Source organism: Bifidobacterium sp. UTCIF-1 (assembly GCF_006408915.1).
GTDB lineage: Bacteria > Actinomycetota > Actinomycetes > Actinomycetales > Bifidobacteriaceae > Bifidobacterium > Bifidobacterium reuteri.
Genome location: NZ_JFAG01000012.1, coordinates 61420 through 88205 on the forward strand (window position 1 = coordinate 61420; position 26786 = coordinate 88205).

Annotated in this window: 15 protein-coding genes; 8 read left to right on the forward strand and 7 right to left on the reverse strand. The window is 60.8% G+C overall.

What is annotated here, in order from left to right:
• Nucleotides 1-6: 6 nt before the first annotated feature.
• Nucleotides 7-1815, forward strand: coding sequence for an ABC transporter ATP-binding protein (locus BW09_RS06705; RefSeq protein WP_044090445.1), 1809 nt, complete (start codon nucleotides 7-9; stop codon nucleotides 1813-1815).
• Between the two features lie 25 nt (nucleotides 1816-1840).
• Here BW09_RS06705 and BW09_RS06710 read toward each other — a convergent pair whose 3' ends face one another.
• Complete coding sequence (locus BW09_RS06710; protein WP_044090443.1) at nucleotides 1841-2911, reverse strand: Fic family protein; 1071 nt, start codon at nucleotides 2909-2911, stop codon at nucleotides 1841-1843.
• Between the two features lie 278 nt (nucleotides 2912-3189).
• Between BW09_RS06710 and BW09_RS06715 the strand changes: the two genes are divergently transcribed.
• The 3 genes from BW09_RS06715 to BW09_RS06725 all read left to right on the forward strand — a co-directional run bounded on the left by BW09_RS06715 (nucleotide 3190) and on the right by BW09_RS06725 (nucleotide 7976).
• Nucleotides 3190-4149 (forward strand): TatD family hydrolase, encoded by a 960-nt coding sequence (locus tag BW09_RS06715; protein ID WP_140463036.1) that lies wholly within the window; start codon nucleotides 3190-3192, stop codon nucleotides 4147-4149.
• A gap of 181 nt (nucleotides 4150-4330) precedes the next feature.
• Nucleotides 4331-7000, forward strand: coding sequence for a KUP/HAK/KT family potassium transporter (locus tag BW09_RS06720; protein WP_308810340.1), 2670 nt, complete (start codon nucleotides 4331-4333; stop codon nucleotides 6998-7000).
• Nucleotides 7001-7115: 115 nt separating this feature from the next.
• Nucleotides 7116-7976, forward strand: coding sequence for a class II glutamine amidotransferase (locus BW09_RS06725; protein WP_140463038.1), 861 nt, complete (start codon nucleotides 7116-7118; stop codon nucleotides 7974-7976).
• Between the two features lie 90 nt (nucleotides 7977-8066).
• Here the strand turns inward: BW09_RS06725 and BW09_RS06730 are convergent, their stop codons facing one another.
• From BW09_RS06730 to BW09_RS06740, 3 genes are all read right to left on the reverse strand, one after another.
• Nucleotides 8067-8777, reverse strand: coding sequence for an HD domain-containing protein (locus tag BW09_RS06730; protein ID WP_140463040.1), 711 nt, complete (start codon nucleotides 8775-8777; stop codon nucleotides 8067-8069).
• 356 nt (nucleotides 8778-9133) lie between these two features.
• Nucleotides 9134-10411, reverse strand: coding sequence for an ATP-binding cassette domain-containing protein (locus BW09_RS10930; RefSeq protein ID WP_044090439.1), 1278 nt, complete (start codon nucleotides 10409-10411; stop codon nucleotides 9134-9136).
• Nucleotides 10408-11895, reverse strand: a complete 1488-nt coding sequence (locus BW09_RS06740; RefSeq protein WP_140463042.1) for an ABC transporter permease — start codon at nucleotides 11893-11895, stop codon at nucleotides 10408-10410. Before BW09_RS06740 ends, BW09_RS10930 begins: the two co-directional genes overlap by 4 nt.
• A 558-nt stretch (nucleotides 11896-12453) precedes the next feature.
• Here BW09_RS06740 and BW09_RS06745 point away from each other — a divergent pair.
• Both BW09_RS06745 and BW09_RS06750 read left to right on the forward strand, forming a co-directional pair.
• On the forward strand, nucleotides 12454-13926 hold the full coding sequence (locus tag BW09_RS06745) for an LCP family protein (protein WP_181161712.1): 1473 nt from the start codon (nucleotides 12454-12456) through the stop codon (nucleotides 13924-13926).
• Nucleotides 13926-16025, forward strand: coding sequence for a DUF6541 family protein (locus BW09_RS06750; protein ID WP_140463046.1), 2100 nt, complete (start codon nucleotides 13926-13928; stop codon nucleotides 16023-16025). Before BW09_RS06745 ends, BW09_RS06750 begins: the two co-directional genes overlap by 1 nt.
• Before the next feature lie 285 nt (nucleotides 16026-16310).
• Here the strand turns inward: BW09_RS06750 and BW09_RS06755 are convergent, their stop codons facing one another.
• Nucleotides 16311-17324, reverse strand: coding sequence for a glycosyltransferase family 2 protein (locus tag BW09_RS06755; protein WP_140463048.1), 1014 nt, complete (start codon nucleotides 17322-17324; stop codon nucleotides 16311-16313).
• A gap of 46 nt (nucleotides 17325-17370) precedes the next feature.
• On the opposite strand from BW09_RS06755, the gene BW09_RS06760 reads away from it, so the two are divergent.
• Nucleotides 17371-21060, forward strand: a complete 3690-nt coding sequence (locus BW09_RS06760; protein WP_181161713.1) for a YfhO family protein — start codon at nucleotides 17371-17373, stop codon at nucleotides 21058-21060.
• Nucleotides 21061-22156: 1096 nt separating this feature from the next.
• Here the strand turns inward: BW09_RS06760 and BW09_RS10935 are convergent.
• Nucleotides 22157-23890, reverse strand: coding sequence for a DUF6020 family protein (locus BW09_RS10935; protein ID WP_181161714.1), 1734 nt, complete (start codon nucleotides 23888-23890; stop codon nucleotides 22157-22159).
• 228 nt (nucleotides 23891-24118) lie between these two features.
• On the opposite strand from BW09_RS10935, the gene BW09_RS06775 reads away from it, so the two are divergent.
• Nucleotides 24119-25309, forward strand: a complete 1191-nt coding sequence (locus tag BW09_RS06775) for an ATP-binding protein (protein ID WP_140463057.1) — start codon at nucleotides 24119-24121, stop codon at nucleotides 25307-25309.
• Nucleotides 25310-26218: 909 nt separating this feature from the next.
• On the opposite strand, the gene BW09_RS06780 is transcribed toward BW09_RS06775, so the two are convergent.
• The gene (locus BW09_RS06780) at nucleotides 26219-26785 is read right to left on the reverse strand and encodes a PIN domain-containing protein (protein ID WP_140463059.1); all 567 of its coding nucleotides are present in this window, start codon (nucleotides 26783-26785) and stop codon (nucleotides 26219-26221) included.
• Nucleotide 26786: the final 1 nt, after the last annotated feature.

Sequence of the window (26786 nt, forward strand, 5' to 3'; positions counted from 1 at the left end):
GGACTTATGGCACAACGCAATACATTCCGCGAGGATGAGGAGCTGGAGGAGTCCATCGACCTCCACGACATCGCTCGCGTCGGCAAATATCTCAAACCGTATATGGCACAGGTGGCGCGCATTCTCGTCGTCGTCATCTCGATGAGCTGCATCGTCGTCGCCGTGCCGTACCTGACCAAGATCATGATCGACGAGGCGATCCCGAACAAGGACCTCGGCAAGCTCGGCATCCTCGCCGTAATCCTCGCCGCGCTGATCGTGCTGTACGAGTTCGGGCTGCGCTACCGCACGGTGGCGATCACGCGCGTCGGCCAGCTCATGCTCAAGGACATGCGCCGCGATATCTTCACGCATATCCAGACGCTGCCCTTCAGCTACTTCGATTCGCGCCCGCACGGCAAGATCCTGATCCGCGTGGTCAACTATGTGAACACGCTTTCGGACACGCTGAGCTCCGGTCTGATCAACGTGATCTCCGACGTGTTCACCTTCGTGATCACGCTGATCGTGATGTTCGTGATCGACTGGCAGCTGGCCCTGTGGAGCCTGATCCTGTTCCCGGTGCTCATCATCTGGGTGCGCGTGCTGCAGATCTTCCAGCGGCGCGCCTTCCAGAAGCTCTCCAACAAGCAGAGCAACCTGAACGCCTACATCCACGAGTCGATCGCCGGCGTGAAGACCACGCAGACCTTCGCGCAGGAGCAGGCCCAGTTCAGGACCTTCCAGGAGCAGCAGGGCGAGGTGCGTTCCGCGTGGATGCACGCCGTGCACATCCAGTTCCTCATGTGGCCGGGCGTGCAGACCATCTCCGTGATGACCATCTCGTTCATCTACTTCGTCGGCGTGATGGGCTTCGGGGGCGTGAACGTGACCACCGGCGTGCTCATCGCGTTCGTCGGCTACGCGAACAACTTCTGGAATCCGGTGATCAACATCGGCAACTTCTACAACCAGCTCATCACCTGCTCGGCGTACCTCGAGCGCATCTTCGAGACGCTCGACGTCACGCCGGAGATCCGCAACAAGCCCGACGCGGCGGACCTGCCGCAGATCCGCGGGCGCGTCGACTTCAACGACGTGGTGTTCCGCTACGAGAAGGACGGCCGCAACATCCTCAACCTCGTGGACTTCCACGTCGAACCGGGGCGCACGATCGCGCTGGTCGGCCCGACGGGCGCCGGCAAGACGACGATCATCAACCTGCTGTCGCGCTTCTACGACGTGTCCGAGGGCTCGGTGACGATCGACGGCCACGACGTGCGCGACGTGACGCTCGCATCGCTGCGCCGGCAGATGGGCGTGATGCTGCAGGACACCTTCATCTTCTCCGGCAACGTGCGCGAGAACATCCGCTACGGCAAGCTCGACGCCACCGACGAGGAAATCGAGGCGGCGGCGAAGGCCGTGCACGCGCACGAGTTCATCATGGAACTGCCCGACGGGTACGACACGGTGGTGGAGGAGCGCGGATCGACCCTGTCGGCCGGCCAGCGCCAGCTCATCGCCTTCGCGCGCGTGCTGCTCGCCGACCCGCGTATCCTGATCCTGGACGAGGCGACGAGCAACATCGACACGCGCACCGAGGAGGCGCTGCAGGCCGGCCTGCAGCATCTGCTCAAGGGGCGCACGAGCTTCATCATCGCGCACCGCCTGTCGACGATCGAGAACGCGGATGAGATCTTCTACATCGATCACGGCCAGATCGTCGAGCACGGCTCGCACGCGCAGCTGCTCGCCGCCAAGGGCGCGTACTACCGCCTCTACGAGTCGCAGTACGCGATGATTCGCGTGGCCAGCGGAGCGCCGGAAGAGTGACGAGATGTTGCGCACAAGGATGCGTTTAGCGGCGTTTCACATAGCGGGTGTTGCGACCAGCACCGATTTTGATGATCGTACCGGAGTCCAACAGTGATTTCAGCGTGCGCTCAATGGTGGTGGTGCTGGTATCGGGCATGCGAGCGAGAATATCGGCCTTGGAGAGTGGAACTAGGGATTGATCAAGCAGTGCTTCAATCCGCGTTCCCTTGGTGGCTACTCGCGGTGCTCCCTGCGTTCTGCCGCCTGCCGTGAGATTGATGCGTTCGTCGAATTCCTTGCACGCGGACAGTATGATGCCAAGCAGGTAGTTCGTGAATGGCGCATAATCATTGGCGTTGTCGTCCCATCCTTGGGTGCTTGCGGCCAGCGCCTCATAATAAGTGCTTTTACTTTGCTCGATAAGGTGTTCGATACTGATGTATTTGCCGACCATATAGCCATTGCGGTACAACATCAGGAGCGTGAGTAGCCGACTCATGCGGCCGTTGCCGTCATTGAACGGATGTATGCAGGTGAAATCGAGAATGAACATGGCGATGGCAAGCAATGGATCGGTATGTTCATCTCGGATTGCTTGCGTGTAGGCGGAACACGCGCGTTCGATCAGTTCCGGTGTGGCAAGTGCGGACGGTGGGGCGAATCGCACGGTGCTGGTCCCGTGTGCATCTCGTTCGATGATGACGTTGTCACTGTCCTTGAAATGCCCCGCAAAGGTCAGTGGTGTGTGCCGGAAGAGGTCGCGGTGCAGTTGAAGAATGACGTTCGGGGTAATCGGAATATAGTCGTGGCTTTCGTGAATAGCTGATAGCACGTCACGGTAACCGGCAATTTCTTCTTCATTGCGATTGCGCGGTGTGACTTTCTCCGAGACGAGATCGTTGAGCCTGTTATCGCTGGTAGAAATACCTTCGATGCGGTTTGAGGCATCTGTGCTTTGGACGCGCGCGACGGCAACCAGCGTCTCCAATATATCCGGTCTGATCGTTGTCTGTATGCTTTGGCGCCCTTTTGCCTCGTGAATCGCGGCAAGCAAACTCGTGGTGTGCGGGGTGAGCAACGTCTTACCTGATTCGATGTAGTCGAATGATCTCATACTGCCTCATTTTCTGCATCATACGAACTTTTCTGCATCATATTTTATCAAAATGAGGCAGAAAATGGGCTGATGAGGCAGAAAAGGCGGCAGGATGGTGGCCATCTCGCTTGCCGGTTGCGCTACTTTCCCGGGAATGTTGCGCTCGTGGCAAGAGACGGCAAGTTCAGGCGGCCGAGATTGGCGATACCCGTCGTGTAGTCGAACGTCTTACCGGACTGCCTTACGAGCGTTGCTGGCGGTAGCCTACACTGAGAAACAGCCTACACTGAGAAACCATGAGCAAGCACCACCATCGCGACCGTAGCTGGGCCCCGGCACCTGAAGCATTGCCGGACGACGCCCAGACCATCGACAACCACACTCACGTGGCCTCCGTAATCCCTTTCGCGCGCGCTATGAGCCATGAGGCGCAGGAGAAGGGGCAGCCCGAAGTCCCGGTGTACGACGTCGACCAATTGCTGGCGCAGGCGCAATCTGTCGGCATTGGGGGTATCATCGACTGCGGTTGCGAGCTGCCGCACCTGATGACCGCCGTCCAGATGGCCCTCGATCATCCAGGTAACGTGCACGCGGCGCTCGCAATACACCCCAATGAGGCCGTGTTGCACGGCCATCGCGGGGTCCCCGGGCCAGACGGGTTGCCGGTGACATACAAGCCATATCACGACGTGAGCTTCGAGGACGCGCTCGCCGAAGTGCATCGTCTCACCACGCAATACCCCGAGCAGGTGGTGGCCATCGGCGAGACCGGTATGGACTTGTTCCGCACCGGCGACGGCGCGAAGGAACTGCAGCGCGAGGCGTTCCGCGCGCACATCGCGCTCGCCAAGGAGCTGGGATTGCCGATGCAGATCCATGACCGCGACTCGCATCGCGAGGTCATCGAAACACTGCTGGCAGACGGTTCGCCTGAGCGCACGGTGTTCCATTCCTATTCCGGCGACGCCGAGATGGCGCAGATCGCGCGCGAGCAGGGATGGTACCTGAGCTTCTCCGGCACGGTGAGTTACAAGGGCAACGATGGCATCCGCGAATCGCTACGCATCGTGGGCCTCGACCATGCGATGGTGGAGACCGATGCCCCGTATCTGACGCCGATGCCATACCGCGGCCGCACCAATGCGCCCTACATGATTCCGTACACGCTGCGTGCCATGGCGGATACGCTCGACCTGCCGATTGCCGAGGTGGCGCGGGGTACGCGGGAGACCACGCGCGCGGTGTACGGCATCTGAGGTGTACTGAAGGGCGGCGGTACCTCAGTTTGTCCCATACGAGGCCTCTTATAGGACTGTCATGCGGCGAAGTTGTTAAGAATTCGTTAGGGCGCTACCATGGCTCTCGATACTTCGAGAATCGAGAAACGGGACATATTGCGGGATTGAGGTTTCCACGCCCGCACGGAGGACTGAACGTATGGCTGAATCGAACGAGCAGGCCGCGCGCGCCCAAAAACCCCAGGTCAAGGGCACAGCAACCAATCAGAATGCTCGGCCGGCCACCAAAGGGCAGCCGAAAGCTCGCAATACCAAGCCGGCGCAGGCCAATACCACCCAGGCCAAGCCTGTGGCCAATCCGAGCCAAGCCAAGCCGACTCAATCCAATACCACCCAGGCCAAGGCGGAGCCGAAAGCCGCAGCCAAGCAGCAGCCGGCGAAAACGGCCGCCGAACAGACCGCGAAAGCCCTGAAACAGGAGGAGGCGGCCTTGCTGCGAGCGGATACATACACCAACGCCCCCAAAGTCTCCCGCCGGACGCTCACCAAAGAGGAGCGCGAGGCCATCGCCAAGCAGCGTGAAGAGGAGAACAAGGAAGCCGAGAAACTCGCCTCCACCGCGGCGCGCGGCCGTATCGGCCGCTGGTGGGCACGCCTGCAGTCCGGTCCGAACAAAATCACGCTTTCCATGGCCATCGTGGCGCTCGGCGTGGTATACGGCGACATCGGCACCTCGCCCCTCTACACCGCGCAGACGTTCCTCTCCGGCCAGGGCGGTCTCGGCAGCGCGGACCGTGAAGCCGTGCTGGGCATGCTCTCGCTGGTGTTCTGGTCGATTACGCTGATCACCACCGTGAAATACGTGCTCATCGCCATGCGCATCGACAACAACGGCGAAGGCGGCATCTTCGCGCTGTATTCGCTGATTCGCCGTCGTGGCGCGTGGCTGGCCATCCCCGCCATGGTGGGTGGTGCCGCCTTCCTCGCCGACTCCGTGCTCACGCCGGCCGTCTCCATCAGCTCGGCAGTGGAGGGCTTGCAGACGCTGCCGCCGTTGGAACACGTATTCGAGGAGAATCCCAGCCTGACCCTGATGATCACCGTGGTCATCATTGTGGTGCTGTTCTCCGTGCAGTCGCGCGGTACCGAATCCATCGGCCGCGTGTTCGGTTCCATCGTGCTGGTCTGGTTCACCTTCCTCGCAGTCGTGGGCCTGGTCAACCTATCCAACGACTGGACCGTGTTCGAGGCGCTCAATCCGATTTACGGCGTCAAATTCCTGTTCAGCCCGCATAACGCGGCAGGCATCGCCCTGATGGGCACTGTGTTCCTCTCCACCACCGGCGCCGAGGCGCTCTATTCCGACATGGGTCATGTGGGCCGCGGCAACATCTATTTCACTTGGCCGTTCATCAAAGTGGCGCTCGTGTGCAATTACTTCGGCCAAGGTGCATGGATCCTCGCCAACAGCCGCAACCCCGAATACAACACGATGAAGACGCTCAACCCGTTCTTCCAGATGATGACGCCGAACGTGCGCTACGTGGCGGTCGTGCTGTCCGTCACCGCCGGCGTCATCGCCTCGCAGGCGCTGATCACCGGTGCGTTCACGATGGTCTCCGAAGCCACGCGCCTCAACTGGATGCCGCATCTTCAGGTGCGTTACCCGGCCCGTACGCGCGGCCAGCTCTACATTCCGGTGGTCAACGGCGTGCTGTGCGTCTCCACGCTGATCGTGCTCGGCATCTTCAAGGATTCCGAACACATCTCCGCCGCCTATGGTCTGGCGCTGACCATCACGATGATCACCACCACCGTGCTGCTCGCCGTGTACCTCTGGTATTCGGGTCGCCGCATCGGCGCCGTGATCTTCACCGTGGTGTTCCTCGCTATCCAGATCATGTTCTTCGTGGCCTCCATGGCCAAGTTCCTGCACGGCGGCTGGTTCACGATGCTGCTGACCTTGGCTATCCTGTTCGTCATGTACACGTGGAACGAAGGCACCAAGCTGGAACGCGCGCAGCGGCGCCACATGCGTCCCGTCGACTTCCTGCCCGCGTTGGACAAGCTCCACAGCGACTTCCGCATCCCCTATTTCGCGGACAATATCGTCTACCTGACCTCCGATTCGGAAACCAAGCGACTCGATACGGACATCTTCTTCTCCATCTTCGCCGATCACCCCAAGCGCGCCCGCGCCTGGTGGGCGGTGAGCGTGGAGACCACCGACGAGCCGTTCACCCGCGAATACTCGGTGGAGAACTTCGGCACCAGCTACCTGTACCGCGTGCGGTTCCGTCTGGGATTCAAGGTCTCCCAGTCCATTCCGGCATACATCCACCAGATCATGCACGACCTGTCCAAAACCGGCGAACTGCCCAAGCAGCGTTCGCTCTACCCCAAGGTGGACGCCGACCCGGATATCGGCACCATCCGGTACGTGCTGATTCACAAGGCGCTCATGCCGGAATCCAAGGTGTCCTCGCGCGGCGCCCTCTCGCTGCAGGCCAAGTACGCGATCCGCCACATGGCCGGCTCTCCGGTCAAATGGTTCGGCCTAGCCCCCTACAATCCGCTGGTCGAAGTGCAGCCGTTGTTCGTCTCCACGAGGCGGCCACCGCGTTTGAAGCGTACGGATTTCGTGCGTGGTCCGGTGCCGTCGCGTCGGAAAGCCGACCCCGCGGCCGTGCCCGATCCGCTCGACACTACCAACGGCCTCGGCGAACTGGTCAAGGCGGTGGAATCCGAAGCCTCCGCGCCGGGCGGTCGTCCGGCTTCCGGCAAGCCTCGCGGCAAGTCCGATTTCACCCGTGCGGATGCCGACACCGTGGCGCGCATGGCCCGCGCGTCGCGTCAGAAGCCGGAATAACCAATTATCGGATAGACAGACCATTGGCATGTTCCCCGGTGCCGGACGCGCTCTATAAGCAATCCCTATAACCCAGCCCGCAAGTCGGATGATATGCCCGGTAGATTGTGTTGGTATGTGCAGATTACTGGGATACGCGACGGCAGGTGCGGACCTGAGCCTCAACGACATCCTCGGCGCGAAGAACGTCGAGGACTTCCGCGAACTCTCGGAAATCCACAATGACGGCTGGGGCGTGGCGCAACTGACCAACCCCGGCGAGGCGCCGTACGTCCGTGATGGCGGCGCACCCTCGCCCGAGACCGGCGTGAAGATCTACAAGTCCACGGTGGCGGCCCGTTTCGATCATGCGTTCCGCGCGCTGGCCAGCGAGCCGGCTCGCGGGGCCATCTGGCACCTGCGTCTGGCGAGCTCCAATCTGCCGCTCATCATTGAGAACCAGCACCCGTTCTACGCCAATGGCTTGAGCTTCATCCATAACGGCGATATCTCTGACGCCAACGGCCGCAACATCGTGACCAACCGTTCCTACCCGGTCGACCGCAGCGTCTTCCTCTCCACCGGCGGACGCTCGGATTCCGCCATTTTCTTCGCGGTGATTCTTGAGTACGTCGGCTTCGGCTTCCCGCTTGACGAGGCGGTCGCTCAGGCCGTGCGCGAGCTGCGTCAGTCGTATCCGAAGTCCAGCTACAACTGCATCATCCAGTCCGAGGACCAGATGGTTGCCTTGTGCGCCGCGGGCCGTGAAAAGACCAGCCCGCGCATCGTCGAAATCTACGACGAATACGGCCGCGGCGAGCAGGCCGCCGACTACCGTGTGATGCGCTACCGCACTCTGACGGATCGCGACGGCAAGCAGAACGGCGTCGTGGTGTCTTCCTCCGGCTACGACCAGGAAGGCTGGCAGGAACTGGAGAACGACCAGATGATTGTGGCCTCCAATCGCAACGGCACTTTCCGTCTGCGTTCCATCTGATTCACTTGAGGTAAGCCCCTTATACCTCATACCCCTCGTTACCTCGTAGAGCCATGAGGAGGACGGACTGGGCCACTAGCGGCGGTTGGCTCAGATCACAATCTGATGGTATTTCTCGGCCAGCGCGGGGATATCCGGGACGCCGTACTTGTCGACCAGCTCCAGCCACTGACGCTTGTTCTGCTCGCCGAAACGCTCGGCGCGGGCGGTGTAGGCGTCCACGGTCAGGAACTTGGGCGGCAGCGACTTGCTGTTGAACTTGTCCGCGTACATCACCACTTCCTGCTCCAGGTTCACGGGCACATAGTCGTCCGGCGGCAGCGGCAGATCCTGCGCGACCACCGCCTCGCGCGTAAGCCCCACTCCGGTATGATTACGGGCGAATTGGGCGATCGACTCATCCACGCCTTCGTCGAGCAGGTACCTGTAGCCCCTCAGCCCGTGCGTGATGTACTTCTTGCCGCTGAATTTCAATGGTTCGCCGTCGGTGCCGTCATGCTTGAACACCAGATACGTGCCGATGTCATGCAGCAGGCCGCCGATCAGCACCAGATGCTCGTCCAGCAGTCTGGGCGGCACCTGGCCGCCGACCACGCCGTCCGGCGAAGGCACCAAGGACTCGCCGCCAGCCGGCAACGTGCATCGGCGAGTGAACAGGGCGTTCTGACGTCGTACGATCTGGCAGCCGATGGTCGCCACGATCACGCAATGCGTATGCACCAGATCATAGGCCGCCTGCGAAGGCGCAATCTTCTTGTGCAGCTCGTCGATCTGCTCCAACGTGGGGATATATCCGCTCATGGTGCCCAGCTCCATTCCGTGTAAGCCAAACTCTCCCTAAGAATATCGCGCGTGGGGCATTGTAATGCGTCAACACTGCACAGAATGGGAGTATCTGCCTTCAGTGAGGTACTTTTCCGCTTGCGCGGACAGATAACTGCTTTCAGTGAGGTACCACAAACATGAAATCCCAAGTATAAGTGTTGAAATGACGCCGCTTATACTTGGGATTGCTGTTATTTGGTACCTCACTGAACGGAGATACCTTTCTGCGCTAAGGGGAATGTACCTCACTGAAAGCAGTTAGGCAGTTAGAAGGGGCTCCATGAATGCGGTTCCTTCTAACTGCCTCTATTCGTTGCACGGAATCGTCTGCGTCACACTTCGAACAGCGTGTCGGCGGCCTCGGCGATCTCGCGGGAGGCGGTCAGCACGATGACGCAGTGCTTCGGATCACCACTGTGCGCCAACTTGGCCAGTGCGGCGAACACGGCCACGGTGTCGTCGTCGTTCAGCCCGCGCGTCGGCTCGTCCAGAATCAGCACTTCCGCCTCGGTGCTGATGGCGCGTGCGATGGCCACCAGTCGCTGCTGCACCAGCGGCATCTTGCCCACCGCCATGCCGGTCGTGGCCTCGGAGAAGCCGACCTTGGCGAGCAGCTCGCGGGCGATCACCGGGCGGGGCTTGAGGAAGTTGCGGTTCGAGGCATCCATCGCATACAGCACGTTGTGCTCGGCGTCCAGATACGGCTGCACGGCATGCAGCTGCGGCACGATGCCCAGACGGTGTCCACGCAGCTCGATCGGCTCCAATTCGGCGATGTTTGCGCTTTTGTTCATCACCGCACCGGAGGTGGGCTGCACGAGACCGGTCATCACGCCCATCAGTGCGCGACGCTTGAGGTCCGCTGTAATGCCGGCATCGGTGTCGTCGCTGACGAGCAGGGCATACGAATGCCCTGCATAGCAGGCGAACTCCACGTCATCCAACACGTTGACCCTGCCCTTGGCGCCCGCCAGCGTGACCTTGTTCAGCGCGAACGTGGGGTAGGTCTTGAGCAGGACGTCATCCGCGCCGCCGCCTACCAGCACGCGATCGATGCGCGAGGCCAGCGTCATGGTCGGCTCGGCCTTGTGCGAGGCGTCCTCGTGATCCACCAGTGTGGATCGTTTCTCCGACTTCGCCAGTCCGAGCGTCTCGTTCACGCGCGCGGCATTCCGCGCGGTGACCTCGGCGCTGGCGTTTGCCGAAGCGAGGGCGTCCGCCTCGGCTTCGCTGGGCTCGCGGCCATCGGCGGCCTCGGCATCGCCGGCAGCAGCGGCAGTATTGGCGACTGCTTCTTCGGAGCGGTTGTTTGCCTGCGATTCCGCGGCGTCAGCGGTATTTGCGTCGGCGACTGACTCCGCGGAATCGCAGGCATCCGCAGTGTCCGCCGCGTTCTCCGCAGCCGCGAGGCTGCTGTAGATGTCGTTCGCGGCAGCGCCCTCGGTGCCGACGGCACCATCGGTATCCTCGGTGTCGTCGTCCTCGTCATCAAAGGTGACGCTGAACTGGATGAAGTCGGCGGGGGAGCGATTGTCGTCGCCTTGCGCCTTCAGCTCGCCGTCCTGCTCCAATTCCTCGGAAGTGTTCTCGGAAGTGTTCTTCTCGCTCATGCCTGTGCCTCCGCATCATCGTGGGTGGTTGACGTCGTGGATTCAGCCGGGTTGGACTGTCCGGCAGGCTGCGACTTGCCGGCCTCCTGGCCTGAAGCCTCAGACTCAATGATTTCGGTCTCGCTCACGGTCCCCCAGTCGCCATCGGCGGCGAACAGCTTGTCGGCGCGGAAGAACGCCAGACGCACGGCCGCCAGGATTGCCAGCGCCAGAATGGCGCCGAGACCGCCCCAGACCATATTCCAGATGAGGCCGGATGCCACAGTCACCTCATGGCCGGTGCCGATCAGCGCGCCGGCCAGCGGCTTTGTGACGAAGACGCCGGCCACGAGGCCGATCACGTAGAACGGCAGTGTCTCGAAGAACACCTCCAGCATGAACTGCCATCCGAGGCGTCCACGCGATACGCCGGACACCAGAGCCATGCCGATCTCGTCATCGCGTTTCGGCCCCCACACGCCGAACAGTACGAGCGCGAGCAACAGCACCCCGCCAACGGCGAGCAGCACAATCGTGCCGGTCTTCACATTGCCAGTCACCGCATCGAGCGGCTCCAGCGACTTGGTGTACGCATCCAGCGCGGGGGAGGAGATCGCGAAGCCGGACGCCGGAAGCTTCGCCTTCTTCAGCTCGGCGACCAGCTTGTCGTAGGTTTCGGCGTTCGTCACGTTGAACACCACGTTCAGGTCGGGCACCTGCCAGCCGGAGACCGAGTGGTCGTCGGCGGACGGGTCCAGGCCGGCCTTGGAGTACGCCTGATAGTTGGTGAAGATCGCGTTCTCGCGGTTACGGGCCGTGACCACCGGATTGTCGGAGTCGGCGGCGGCCGTGTACTCGTAGATGCCGCGCACGGTGAGCTCATAGGTGGTATCGGCATCGGCCGCTGTGGCCACCTTGAACTTGTCGCCCACCTTCAGGCCGTTGGCCTTGGCGAAGGCGGAGGAGACCAGCGCGCTGGTCACGTCCGGGTCGGAGGACTGGTTGTCGTAGCTCAGGTTCTTGCCGTCCACCAGCTTGAAGGTGCCCAAGTCGCTCGCCTTGGCCGCGTCGGCCGTCCAGAAGGCGCGCCAGAGCAGCTGGCCGCCGGTTTTGTCGTCGGATGCGGAGTCCAGCGAGGACTCGCCCTCGACTGCCTTGAGGTCGCCAGTCGTGCGCGCCGGCACGGTTTCGGTCACAGTGAAGTCCAGATTCACGCCGGCCTGCTGGATTACCGTGGCGTATTCGGTGTACGACGTCCACGTCATGTACTGCTTGGTGCTCGCCGAGTCGGTGGGGGACACCTTCTTCCATGCCGCCGCGCTCGGACGGATGGCCAGATTGGCCGCCTGCGCGTTGTATTCATCGGTGTGCGCCGCGGTGTTTTCCTGCACGACGGCCAGCCCGGCAACCGTGCCGAACGTGACCGCGAGCGTAATCAGCGCGGTCAGGGCCGTGCGTCCTTTGGCCCGCATCAAAGCCCGCCAGGCATTGCTGAGGACGAACATGTGTACCTCTCCCGTTCTCCTAGGCCTCTCCTAAGCCGAACCCATCCGAATGCCTCACGCCTATCCATGCGATGCGGACGATTCGGATGATTCGAGCTTCTCGAAACTCATCAACTAATCAATACGGCTCCACTATTATTGCGCTTCGTGACCGTTGTCTTGCGCATTACTGTTATACCTCTCAATGAAGTCTGAAAGTATTCTGTGAATCATGTAGCGGTTTACCGGAGGCATCCGTTGTTTCAGGCCGTTCTGTTACACTATGCACCGACGTAAAAAGTACACCTATCAATTCGCGGGCGATGCGCTCCCGGGTGATGGGGTTTGCCCGGCGATGTCTTCGCAAGTCCCATGTCCCGTGAGTTCTTTCGGCCTTGAAGGACCGTTCGCGGTTCCGAAGACTTCGGAGCGCTTCGTTCGGGGTCGGTGGGCGGCTGGGCGTCGGAATATGGGATTCCGGCAGACGCTAGCCGTCCGTAATGCAGCCGGTCCGTTGGTCGTCGTCGGATTACTGCGTCTGCAGCAACCGCGCGCCCCGCGAAAAGGAAGGCAATGGTTATGGCAAGACGCAGTGCGCATGGCAGCAGACCGGTCCCGAATCTGGGCTGGCAGAGGGTGCAGGGTCCGCACCATACCGGCGCATACCGCGTGAGCCGCACTGGAGCCAAGGTCACGTCTCTGGTGGTGCTCGCCGTTCTGGCGTTCTTCGGCACATTCGCCGGGGTGACGTGGGCGGACCTCAGCAATACGGTGGAGCAGCAGGGCGTCGACCTTCTGCCCCAGAAAACTGCCAGCGGCAAGAAGACCGAAAGTCTGCCGGTGGACCCATATGCCAAGAGCGCGATCGATATTCTGCTGATTGGCCAGGATACGCGCGATGGCGACGGCAATGCGGCGGTGGGTGGCGATGACGCCGACCTGGCCTCTCTGCACAACGCCGATACCACGATGATCCTGCACATCTCGGCGGACCGCAAGTTCGTCGATCTGGTCTCCGTCCCTCGTGATCTGATAGTGACCACGCCGGGCTGCGAGACGTCGAACGGCACGATGTACGCCCAGTCCGAGGTGATGTTCAACTCCATCTTCCCCAACGCGTATGCCCAGGGCGGCGATATCGCTTCAGCGGCGAGCTGCACGGTGGCCGAAGTCAACTATCTCAGCGGATTGAACATCCAACAGTTCATGGTGGTTGATTTCAGCGGCCTGTCCAATATGATCGACGCCATCGGCGGTGTGGACATCTGCATCCCGACATACACGCGCGACGGCTACACCGGCATCGAGCTGGGCCGTGGCATGCATCACCTCGATGGCCAGACCGCCACCCAGTTCGCGCGCATGCGCCACGGTGCGGGCACCGACGGTTCGGACACCATGCGCACCACCCGCCAGCAGTATCTCATCAGGCGTGTGATCAATACCGTGCTGTCGAAGAACATGGTGACCCAGTCTGGCCAGCTCTATCAGCTGGCCAAGGCCGCATTGAAGTCGGTGCAGATGAGCCAGGGACTGGCCGATGCCGCCACGCTCGCCGGTCTTGCCGCCAGCATGAAGGACTTCGATATGAATCGCCTGTATTCGCAGACGATTCCGATCACCGAATACATCTATGATCCCAACCGCAGCCAGCTGGCCGACGGCGCGGAGGACGTGTGGAAGAAGCTGCGCGAAGACAAGCCGCTGGTGGAAGAGACTACGTCAACCGAGTCGACCGATTCCGCGAACGGTTCCGATGCCGGCTCTGATGCCGCCGACACCGGCTCCTCGACTGACACCGGTACTTCGACCGATGCTGGTACTTCGACCGACTCCGGCACCGCCGATACGTCCGGTTCGGATACGTCCGACGGCTCCACCTATGACGCCGCCACCGACACCTACAAGATGGCCGACGGCACCATCATCGACGCGGCGACCGGCGGCATCATCGACGCGGAGACAGGTGCTATCAAGAGTCAGGTCACCGGACAGTACATCGGTCTCGCGGCGCGGTACATCGAAGTCACCTACTGTGGCGTGAAGTACTGATGACGGTGCGTTCGCCATTGTCCGCGATTGCTGCTCCTGATGGGATGCAGTCTCAGGCTGGCGCTGGCAGGCCGATTCGTGTGCTGCCGGTGCTGGCCGGACTCGCCGGTGTAATCGCCGCGTTCTGCATTGTGGTGGCGTGGTTCCCAAGCGCCTTGTGGGGCACGCCGATTCAGGGCATCGACGCTCCAGCGCATTATTACTTCGTCCGCAAGCTGCTCAACCATGGCCCCTCGGTGCTGCTCACCTTGCAGTCCAACGATGGGTTCTATCCGCCGCTGTTCCATGTGTGCGCCGCGCTGCTGGTGGCGATTGGCGGGGCGCTCGGCATTCCTGCGTTCACCGGCAGCATGGCCGTGATGGATGCGGTCAACTGCGTGTGGATTCTTGGTGCCGGACTGCTCTGGCCGCTGGGCATGCTGTTGCTGTGCCGGTATTTCTTCCGCCGCGCGTCGGTGGTTACGCGCTGCATGCTGGCGTTTGCCGTGCCGGTGTTGGCGGTGAGCTCCGGTGCCAATCCCTATCAGATGCTCTATGCCGGTCCGCTGCTGAGCTACGGCTTCGCAAGCAATCTGCTACCGTTCCTGATGCTGGCCACGTTGCATTTCATGGACGCGATCACGGACACGCGCGCAGAGCGGAATGAGCGGAATGAGCGGCTGCTCAAGACCGGACTGCTCACGCTGCTCGCCTTCGTGGTGGTCGCGGGCGCACAGCCGAAGATGATGTTCACCTACATCCTCGTCATGCTGCCGTTCGTGCTGGTGCGTCTGCCGTGGAAGCTGATTGCGGCGGTGTTCGCCGGGCTCGCCGTGTGCGCAGTGGGATTCTTCATCTTCGCGGTGAACATCTACAAGAATTCACGCTACTTCCACCCCGAGCAGTGGTTCCATACACACAAGCCCGCCATGACCCTGCCCACCTCGCTCACCTATGCGTTCAGCGATGGCATGGTGACCGGAGATCCGGCCAAGGGACTGATTTCCTTTAATGTGCCGACAGTGGCTGGTCGGGCGATGATAGCGCTGCTGGTTTTTGCGATCGTGGCGGCGATTGCGGCGGTGGTCATGAACCTTGTTCCTTTCGTTCCGCGTTCGAAGGTGGTCCGCGGGCTCGGTGCTGCCGATCGGCCTGACGTCGCCCTCGGCAAGGATGCGCTGGCGCTGCTGCTGGCGTTCGGATTCGTGCTGTTCGTGTTCGAATGCGGCGCTACGCTTACCGGTGCGATTCCGAATGTCGTGACCGCCGTCTGGTATCGCAACGAAGTGCGCACGATGACGATGCTGCCGCTGGGTATCCTCCCATTGATCGCCTTCGCCGGCGCCTGCCTTGATCGATGGGTGATTCGTGTGCGGAATGCGGGCGATGACTCCGTGAGGGGTGGCAGTGCGATGGCCGCCAGCGCGGAGGCTGGCCGTACCGTGGTCGTCAGCGCAGAGACTCCCAGCGCGGTGGCTTCCCACGCGGTGACCGGCAGCGCGATGACCGCACGGGTAGTGGCTTCCCGCGCAGTGTCCGCGATTTGCGCATCGCTGATGGTTGCGGTGCTGATCGGCGCGCAGACCGTCAACCCGGTCAAGGCCATGATGGTCGAATCGCTGACGAATGCCGCGTCGTTGGAGAAATCCGACCCCAACGAGCAGCTCACCACCGCCAAGTTCGACGCACTCAAGCGCATGGTTGGTGTGACGGGCACGGATGCGCTGATCATCTCCGACCCGCTCAACGGCTCCATGTATGCCACCGCCTTGTTCAACGCGAACATGCTGTATCCGGTGTATAACCCGCAAGACACCATCCATGGTCAGATTTTCGGCCAGGTGGAACGCGATTTCGCCTCCGGCGACAGCGCCACGATGCTCGGCAACGCCTGCGGTATCAACCCGAGTCAGCCCACGTATTTCCTCTCGATGGGCCCGCAGGCGCCAAGCCTCGAGTTCCAGTTCAAGGCGCAGTTCAACCAGTTCCATGATGCCGCGCTCATCGCCAAATACGTGGAATCCGGCGCCCTGAAGCCAGTCGCCACCCTCGACCTCACCACCTACGGTGACTACGCCGCCGACTGGGCCCTCTACCAACTCAACTGCCCAGCGCGTTAGTATGCCGCGTCAGAAATTCGTCGAGTGATATTGGCCCCCTCGTCAGAGGAGGCCAATACCGGCTTGTATGGCTCCCCTTGTCAGGGGAGCTGTCGGCGTAGCCGACTGAGGGGTAGTCGTCAGAGGGACCAGCACCACTTAACCAATTATGAGACAGTCCGCTAGTATCCTGCGTCAGAAATACGTCAATGAATTCACTACCCCTCAGTCCCGCTTCGCGGGCCAGCTCCCCTGACAAGGGGAGCCAGAATACACTCAACCAATTACAAGCCATCAGTTAATCCGCTATTCCGATTCCGGCCAATGCCGGCGGTTCGGGCTCTTGTCATCGAGGCTCTCGCCGTCTGGATTGCCCAGATGGCTTTCCTCGATGAGGTAGTTGGGGCGGTGCTTGGTCTGCATGAAGACGCGGCCGAGATACTCGCCGATGATGCCTAGACAGAGGAGCTGCACGCCGCCGAGGAACAGCATGACGACCATCGTCGAGGCGTATCCGGGCACGTCAACGCCGGAAATCAGCGTGCGGAAGATGAGGAACAGTGCGTAGAGGAATGCGGCGGCCGAGATAAGGGAGCCCGCCCAGGTGGCGATTTTCAACGGCGCGATGGTGAAGCTGGTGATGCCGTCCATCGCCAGATGGAAGAGCTTCGGGTAGCTCCATTTGGTGGTGCCGGCGACGCGCTTGTCGCGATCGTACAGGAATTCGATCTTCTTGAACCCGATCCAGCTGAACAGCGCCTTGGAATTGCGCTCGGACTCGTCGAGCCGCTGCAGAGCTTCGATGCATTTGCGGTCGAGCAGTCGGAAGTCGCCGGTATCCCGCTGAATCTCCACACCGGAGATTTTCTGCAGCAGACTGTAATACCAGCGGCTCGTGGCCTTCTTGAGCCAGCTTTCACCCTCGCGGCTGCGCCGGCGGGCATACACGTCCTCGTATCCCTGGAACCAGAGTTCGGCCATTTCGGGAATGAGCTCCGGCGGATCCTGCAGATCGGCGTCGATGATGACCAATCCATCGGTATGCGTGTGCATGATGCCCGCATACATGGCTTTTTCCTTGCCAAAATTGCGTGAGAGAAACAGATAGTCCACATCATCGGGATGCCGGGAAGCGTATTCGCGGATGAGCGGACGGGTGTCGTCCTTGGAACCGTCGTCCACAAACAGGAGCGTGTACCGCAGACGCTCAGGTGCGTTGGCGATGAGCCTGTCCATGCGGTCGAACAGTACCGGCAACGACTCCTGTTCGTTGTAGCAGGGAATCATGATCGTCAACGTGCGAACATCAGCGTCACTCATTATTCACTCCTCAGCTCGCAGAACCAGCCACACTATAATAAGCCACATGTCTTCCAGCAATGCATCGGTACCCATACGCGCCAGTCGAACGCTTCCCGGCGTCATGGGGTATCTGGCTTGCTTCGCGTTGCCCATCGCGCTGCTTGCATTGCTGTGTGCGATCCGCGGCGTCTACCCGTTCGGCGGTGAATCGTTCCTCTCCGGCGATCTGCGCTACCAGTACGTCGATTTCTTCGTCTGGTTCCGCTCCCTCCTGCTGGGGCAGGGCGGGAACCTGATGTTCTCCTTCGCGCAGGGCATGGGCGTGGGCACATGGGGACTGTACAGCTTCTATCTGGCGAGCCCGTTGAACCTGTTCGTCGTGTTCTTCGACGACGCGCATATCGTGCTGTTCATCTGGCTGATCGTCGCGGTGAAGCTCGGACTGGCCGAAATGAGCATGGTGTTCTTCCTGCGTCGCCGATTCCAGCTCAACGGACCCATCGCAGCCATGTTCGGTCTCGCCGTGGTATTCGGCACATGGACGGCGAGCAACCTGCGCAGCCCCATGTGGCTTGACAACCTCATCCTGCTGCCGCTCATCTGCTGGGCCGCCTACCGGTTCATCAACCATGGACGCTGGCGGCTGCTCGTCGCCCTGCTCGCCGCATCAGTGATCATCTGCTGGTACACGGCCTACATGACCATCTTCTTCCTCGTCTTCTACGCCGTCCTCGAGCAGATGACGCTCGCCGCCCGCACCGGCACGCGATTCCGCGACAACAACCTCTGGCGCAAGGTATTGGGCATGGCCGGCTGCGGAGTGCTCGCCCTGCTCCTGAGCATGTGGACGTTCCTGCCGACCATTCAGGCGCAATCCGCCAGCCAGGGTGCGATGTCGTCGCGCGTGCGCGGCTATGTGGCGCAGGCGCAGCAGCTCGCCCAAGGCCTCGTGGGGCGATTCCTGCCGGTACTGCTGGTCTCCGGAGTTTTGGTGGTATTGGCGATCATCGCGGCGATTGCGTTGGCCGTGGTGCGCGGGCGTGCGCGGCGCGCGGATGTTGCGGGGGCTTCGGGGGCTTCGGGGGTTGCGGACCGCGATCGTATTGGCGTCGGCGAGATGGCTGCGACAACCGAAACGACGCCTGCAGCCACAGCGTCGGATTCCGGTGCGGCGGCCGGCAGCGCCGCCCGTCACGATGGAGACGCATCGTTTGGCTTGGTGGACGCATACGCGCACACGGTGGCATGGCGCATATGCGTGGCGCTGTTCGCTGCCGGCAGCGCGGTTCTGGCGATTGCGCTCGCGCGCATTCCAGCGCTCGCCCATATCTGGGACCTCGGCACGCGTACGGACCTGAAGGGACTGCTACTCGGCTTCACCCCTACCGCATGGCAGGAAGAGCAGATTCCGCAATTGTTCGCCGGATTCGCTGTGACCGTGCTCACTGTTGTGTTCTTTGTGCTGCCGTCGATTGCGCTGTCCGTGCGCAAAACCGCGGCGGTCATTCTGGTGTTTACACTCGCCTCCACATGGCTGATTCCTCTGGAAATGCTGTGGTGCGGTCTGCGATATCCGAAAGGATTCTATTCGCGTCCGGCCATCTATGCTGTGTTTCTGATGGTGTTGCTCGCCTCGGCCGCGTGCCGCGAGCTGTTTGCCGGGCGATTGCCGTGGAAGCGGGATTCGCGCGGCGGCGTTGTGGGGCCTGTAACGCAACCCAGCATCGCGGGCGCGGCTGCGGTTACAGGCGCTGATGGCGGTGTTGCCGGTATCGGCATCAGCTCTGGCGCGGGTCTTCGCAACGGTATCGGCATCGGCACTGGTTGGGCGCGCGCGCTGACCGCGCTTATCGTCGTCATCACCATCCCCGAGTTCATCATCGCAGCCAATCACACTTTCTCCGTCGTGTATCGAGATTATCCGCAGGCCCATGCGACCGCCTATGCCGCGAACTCGCGCGCACAGGCCCAGCGCCTCGCCGAACTGGACGACGGCGTGTACCGGTTCGAGAAGAACTACACTCGCGCCAATCTGGGAGCGCTGAACGAGGGCATGGCCTCCGGATTCAGACAGCTGTCCATATACTCGTCCGCCAACAGCGCGGCGGCCGTGGACTTCCTCGCCGCGCTCGGCTACAGCCAGACCGACGAGAATCTCACCCGTTACGCCGCGCCCAGCCTGCTCAGCGATTCGCTGCTCGGCGTGAAATACGTGTCGCTCAGCGGATTGAGTGGAGATGTTGCCGGTTCGGGGGATACAGATTCTGACGGTGCTGCCTCGGACGATGCTGCTTCTGACGATGCTGCTTCTGACGGTGCTGCTTCTGACGGTGCTGCCTCGGACGATGCCGGCTCGTCAGATTCGTCCCGGAATGCGTCCGGCTCGTCCGCGCAGTCCGTGAGCGGGCGCTCGCAATACCTTGGCATGACGCGCGTCTTGGATGCCGCCGGCGTGGGCGCTGAAGCGGTGTATCGCAATCCGAACGCCCTTCCTCTGGCGTATGGCGTGCCGGCAAGCGTGGCCGGCAGCGCGATGCCCAAGTCGGGCGACCCGTTCGAGAACCAGAACGCGTTCGCTTCCGCGCTGGTGGGACATGCGGTTTCCCCGTTCAAGCAGGTCGAGGCCAAGGCCGCTGACAATCCGGATGGCACACGTACGTGGACCATCCAAGTGCCCGAGGGCTCGGTCGGCTACGTGTATGTGTCCACGCAGGCCACCGTGGACTTCGGTCTGAGCATCGACGGTGGAGCGGTGATCACTGAAAACAACCGTTTCGAGCACGCCTTGCATCCGCTGGCGGGGGAGACGTCTGGGGTGGCTGGCGACGTTGAAGCCGATGCCGGTGCCGAGACTGATACTGCTGGCAATGGTGAGTCAGCGAGCAATCAGGGCGATACCGAGCGCGAGGCGGCCGACCAAGGGGACGCCAGCCATGGGACAGCTGATTCGGAGGGCGCCGATGTCCAGTCGGGTGATACCGGTGCTTCGCGGGGTGGAAGCGTCGGCGTGGGCACGGCCGAGTATGCCGGCGGCACCCACACGGTGACCCTCTCGTCGCCGACCGGAGCTCCGGTGACCGGCGACCAACCCGCCGCCACCTGCATGTTCGCGGTATTGGACATGAGCGAGGTGCAGTCGATCACCCGACAGCTCGCGCAGAACCCGCTTAATATCGAGCAATTCGAGGACGACCGCATCCGCGGTACCTTCGAGGCGGAGGATGGTGCTGCCGGTGACGTGGAATCGAGTGACAGTACTGACACCGGTGTGGGCGTTGCCGGGGACACGGATGCCGGTTCTGCTGATTCGAGCGCGAGCACTCATTCGGGCTCCAGTTCGGGTTCCTCCTCGGGTTCGGGTTCTTCCTCGGGCGCGGGTTCCTCCTCGGGCTCCGACTCCGGTTCGGGTGTGGGCTCTTCCTCGGGCGCGGGCTCCGGTTCGGGTGTGGGCTCCGACTCCGGTTCGTCTGTGGAAGCTGAATCCGGTGCGGCCGCACAGTCGCTGCTCGTCACCACTCCTTACAGCAAGGGCTGGAAGGTCACTGTCAATGGCGTAAAGGTTGCGGCCCAGCCAGCGTTCGGCGGCGCGGCCACCGTGATTCCCGTACAGCCAGGGCACAATACCATCGACATGCGCTTCATCACGCCCGGACTCATCCCCGGTGCCGTTGTTAGTGCCGTCACCGCTTTGGGCTGCGTCGGTGCCGCGGTCATCGCCGCCGCCCGGCGTAAGCACGGGCAGCGCAGGTTGTAGCTGACTGAGATTGTTGGTGCAACGCAACAACTACGATGATGGCCGTTAATAGGGTTTGTTGCCCAGGTTTGTCGTCGTAGCAGTACGTTTGCTGTGGTCTTACGGGCCCATATCTCGCTAAACGTACACTGAGAGCTGCTCAGTGTACGTTTAGCGAGGTCTTATCGGCAGAGTTCATGGCTGGCGTTCGCGTCCCTGTAGCGGTTTTCGCCCGTTTTGCGTTTCAGGGACAATGGTTCGTGTCTCTGTGTCGGTGTCAATCGATTGACGTGTTTACAGAGGCGAGTATTGGTGTCTTCTGTAGTGGGTTTTCTCCGATTTCGCGTTTCGGAGACAATAATGCATGTCCCTGTGGAGGTGTCAATCGATTGATTTGCTTACAGGGACAGGCGTTCGTGTCCCTGTAGCGGATTATCTCGGGTTTTGCGTTTCTGGGACAGCGATTCGTGTCTCTGTGGAGATGTCAATCGATTGACGTGCTTACAGGGGCAAGAATTCGTGTCCCTGTAGCGGATTTTCGCTCGTTTTACGTTTCCGGGACAGATTGGTGGTCCTGTGTGCGCCCTGCGCGCAGTCCTTCGATGCGGGCGTGGTGCTGAAAACCGCGGAATTCCGCCGTTTTGTAATGTGTAGTTTCGGGGTGTCAACGGCGTTCCTGTGCAGACGTTGTCCCTGTAGCTCCAAAAGGGTCGTTCCGGGCTACAGGGACAAGAAAACCTGCCACGCTGGCGCATTCGTGGTTGTTTTGCACTCGCGTGGCACGCCTGTGGTGTTGCGGGCGCGCCGCCGCTGTGAGTGCTCACATAAAACCGCAGAATTTCGTCGTTTCTCGGCGTGTGGTTTCGATGGTTCGGTGATGTTCCCGTGTTCGCGTTGCCACGCTGGTGTATTCTCGACGGTTTTGCACTCGCGTGGCACGAAGCAAGCGCGAAGTACGCGGAATCGCGCTTTAAGCCACTATTCGCTTCCGTGACAGAATTCAGATGGAATCCGGCAGTTGAAATCGGACGCAGCGCAGCCGGGATTCCATCAGGTGCCTCGGATGCAGCCCTTAATCGGTGTCGAGTCGCTGAGTGTGGTCTGCTGTGTCGGTGAATCAATCAGCCTTCGAGAGGTCGTGGCCTTCGTCGAATGATTCCTGTTCCCGTGCTGAATCCCGCACGGTCGGCTCATCCCGGCAGCTCGGATCGCCCAATCGGCCCGCATCTTGGTCCCCAAGGCACACGGCGGTGAGCATCGGTGCGCAGAGGAACACCGCAAGCAGCACGCGCAGTTCGACGTTCAGCGCCGCGACCATGATGGACAGCACGATTCCGACCGGAATCAGAAACAGCGACAAGAGCTGGGCCCGCCCGCGACGCACCGCCATAATCGCCAGTGCAACCAGCCACCAATCCAGCAGCGCCACGTTCAGCAGATAATGCGGCACCAGCCCCATCGGCGACTCGGCGAGCACTTCGGGCGCGGTATGCGTGATGCCCGAGGCATAGAGGTATTGGTCGTTCGCCACCATCAGCGGATTGACCAGCGAACCCTCGAACTGCCAGTATGCGTTCACGCATGAGCCGAAGTTCGAGAAGCACAATGACGCCCAGTTTGACAGGAACTCAGGAAGATCATCGTTGCTCAGTTCGAACAGCTTCTCCTGGTCGGCGATCAGGGGTTGATAGTTCTTCGCCCAGTCATCCGCCGATCGGAAGGAGGTGAAGTACCGGTCGGCGGACTCGGGCAGATTCTGCGGATTGCCGTTCTGGTTTTCGTGGTAGATGTATCCGATCTGCTGCAACGGAACGCCCAGCATCTCGGTGGTCTCGGACGGTTCGGCCTTGAGTCCGTAGTCCTCGAACGAGCCCCACGCGGCAGTGAGCATCGCGAATGCTGCGATCAGTGCTACGACGCGCTTCCATTGCGCGCGGTATCGAATCGCCAGGAAAACCAGCACCGCCAGCACGAACAGGATGTTGTTCTTGCGGTATTCGTTGCAGATGAACAGCAGTACCGCCACTGCGGCGATGAACCAAGGGCTATTAAGCAGTGGTGAAGTGATGCGGGACGCGTGTGCGCGCAGACGCTGGCGGGTGCCGGTTGAAGACCCGGCTGTGGCCTCGGCAGGGGACCCGGCCGAGTGTTCGAAGCATGAAGTGCCGGCTGTTGGCGACGTCGTATACGTGCCATCTGCAGTACCTGCTGCATCTGGTCCGACGGTCCCGTCCGCCGGGTTGTGGTTACCGCGGCATCCGCGCCCGCCGATTCTCCCGCCGCCCCCGCCGCGCCCGCTGCTCTCGCCGATTCTCCCGCCGCTCCCGCTCGACGCGATGAGTTCATACAGCGCCACTGCAAGCAGCAGCGTGAATCCGGCCGCTACCGTGTCTTTGGTGCGGATTGTGGCGTACAGCGGGAACAGCGGATACAGGGCGTACGCGAGAGTGAGCGCCGCGATCCATCTGCGGCTCAGATGCCGGGTCAGCAGCGCCAACGTGGCGATGATGCACGACGCCAGCACAATCGATTGGATGAGATTCGTGGTGCCGAGGTCGTTGCGTCCGAGCAGGCCTTGGAAGACGTAGGTGTCCAGCAGCGAGTGGTGTTTGCTGTACTGGCCGCCGGCGAATTGCGCTCGCTGCCAAGTGGAGTCGTTCGTATTGAATCCCGGCCATACGTGTGCCAGGCAAGCCAGATACACCGGCAACGGCAACGCGATGAACCAGTATCGGCGCAGCCATGTCCGCCATGATTGCAGTGGGTGGGAGGGTCCGCTTGAGTGGTCCGCCGTCGAGCGTGCTGCTGCGGATGCTGCTGCTGCGGACGCTATTTCCTCTGCTGCATGCATATGCATCAGTCTAATATCCGCCCATCTTTTGGCATCTCGGCCTTCGCCTCCCGGCTTCGAAAGCGCGGTCGGGAACGACGCGGCTATGCGCCTATTGGTGCTATTGAAGACAGCGGTAATGTCGTTGAGTATTTTTGCTCAGTTGTTGAGTAAAAATACTCAACAACTGAGCATTTTTCTGACAGAGATGTACAATGGCTCTGTAGAGCGGTTTTTGAAAGGTTGGGCATGATTCAATACGAGAGATCACTGGTGCAGCGTCTCATAGGGCGCCTTAATGAGCCTCGTCGATTCATTCAGGTTGTCGTTGGGCCGCGACAAACAGGAAAAACCACGGCTGTGCGTCAGGCCTTGAAAAAAGTGAGACTTGAACATCGATTCGCGCGGGCGTCTCAGGATCTCACCATGCCACGCGAATGGCTGCGCCGTGAATGGGACCAGGCCAGACTGCTCGCGGCGCGATCTGAAGATCCATTCATACTTGTCATTGATGAGATTCAGATGATTCCCCAATGGTCTTCTGTAGTTAAGGCTTTGTGGGACGAGGATACCGATAACGACACGAATCTGCTCGTGGTGCTTACGGGCTCTTCGGCGTTGTTGTTGCAAAAAGGGCTTAGGGAATCCTTGACTGGCAGATTTGAACTGTTGCATTCGCAGCAATGGGACTATGCCGAATGCCGCGACGCGTTTGACATGGGATTGGAGGACTACCTGTTCTTTGGTGGTTACCCAGGTGCGTTGCCATTGCGCGGTGATAAGGAACGTTGGCTGGCGTATATGACCGACTCCATTATCAATCCCAGCGTTCTCAACGATGTAATCGGTTTGGAACGTATTACCAAGCCGGCTCTTATGTGCGCCCTATTCTCTCTCGGATCTGCGTATTCCGCACAGGAACTGTCATACCGCAAAATCATGGGGCAGCTTGATGATGCGGGGAATACTACCACTATTGCTCATTATTTGAATGTGCTTTCTGACGCGGGATTGCTTACCGGCATTCAGAAATACAGTGACAAAACCGTGCGCAAGCGTGCATCATCGCCGCGTCTGGCTGTGCATGATACTGCCTTGATGACGGCGTCTTATGGCCCCGACAGAGATTTGTTGCTCTCTGATGCGAACCGGCGCGGGCATCTTGTCGAAAGCGCGGTCGGCGCCTACTTGCTCCGGCGTTCTGTGCAAGAGGGATTCGAAGTCAATTGGTGGCGCGACAAATACAATCGCGAGGTCGATTTTGTGGTGTCCAGCGGCCAAAGACGTACTGCCATCGAGGTTAAGAGCGGGCGCATCCGCAGACTTGATGGTCTGGATGCCTTCTGCGCCGAGTACCCCGGAACCGCCACCATGGTCGTGGGCTCATATGAGACGCCGTTGGAGGATTTCCTATTGGGAAAGGTGCCTTTGTTCGGTTGAAGTCCCGCGATGATGTACGTGCATGAAGAGGCACAGGCTTTACGCTGGCCGGTATCCGTGCCTGATGCTCGTCCGCTCGGCTGTTTTTATTTGCTTCGTAACTGCATTTTGGGGGGTGTGATTCCTTGAAATCGTTGGAATTCCGCCAAAATGTTATTTGCCTGGTATTTGCTTCCGCGTGATTTGACGTCGCGTGTGTTTCGTCGTGAGCTGTTGTCGTGGGTTGTGCCACGCTGGCGCATTTGTGGTGGTTTTGCGCTCGCGTGGCGGTGTTTCGTGTCCCTGTGGGAGGGTCGATCGATTGACGTGCCTACAGGGGCGGGATTTCGTGTCCCGGTAGCGGTTTTTCGCATGTTTTGTGTTTCAGGGACGGATTGATGCCCCTGTGTGCGGCCTGTGTGCCGGTCTTTGAAGTGGGTGGCTCGTCGAAAACCGCGGTATTCCGCCGTTTCCTGCGACCGAGTTTCGAAATGCCGGTGGCATTGTCGTGCCGGAGTTGTCCCTGTAACCGCAAAACGGCCATTCGGGGCTACGGGGACGAGAAAACCTGTCCCTGTAGCGAGTCCGGGGCGTTTTCCGCGCTTCCGGGACAACGGTTTGGTGTTCGTCTTGCCCAGTCCATCCGCTCGGCCGCTTGTATTTGCTTCGTAACTGCATTTTTGGGGTATGATTCCTCGGAATCGTTGGAATTCCGCCAAAATGTTATTTGCCTGGTATTTGCTTCCGCGTGAGTCGTCATGCTCTCGAGCGGCGCTGTCGGCATCATTCCGCTGGCTACGTTTGCTGCAAGCTTGCGGTATCTTGCCGGTGTTTGGGCTCCATGGTGATATTGTGCCGACGTATTCGTCGACTTCGCATTCGCCGCGCTCGTAGCAGACCTTGCCGGTCTGGTAGTTCGAGCGTGGGCTGTCAGTCTTGTTCGTCAAGCGCGGCGAGGGCGGGGTAGATTTGCTGGGCGAATTGCGGTAAACCCGACCTCTGGAGCATGTGCGCGTAGTCTTCGGGCGTCTGGGGGTATTCCTTGTAGCTTCGCAATGCGGTATAGCCGACTTGTGCGACACGCCCCGGGTCAAGGTCGAACACGTCGAGGAGGAAAACATCCGGGTGCTTGATATCGATGTCCAACGAGGAAGTGGATGATTCGGGGAAATCCTTGAGGTTGAAGGTGACGAGAGTCTGTGCGAGGGAATGGTCGGCCGCGGCGAGCACATGGCGGTCCTTCTCGTCGCAGATCATGTCTTCGATAAGACTCTCGTAGCCGGTCACTGTGGCGTCTGGGAAGGCGCGGGTCATTGCGGTGATGCGTCGTACGGCGCGTTCTTCTCCGACGCGGATGGATAGGTTCTTTCGAAGTTCCGTGAGCACTCCGGAAGACCAGTAAGGTGTGAAGAATCGTTCTTCGGCAAGACGGAGAATCAAATCGTTGACGATTTCACCGTAGAGAACGCAGGTGTCAAAGAAGACTGGGAAACTCATG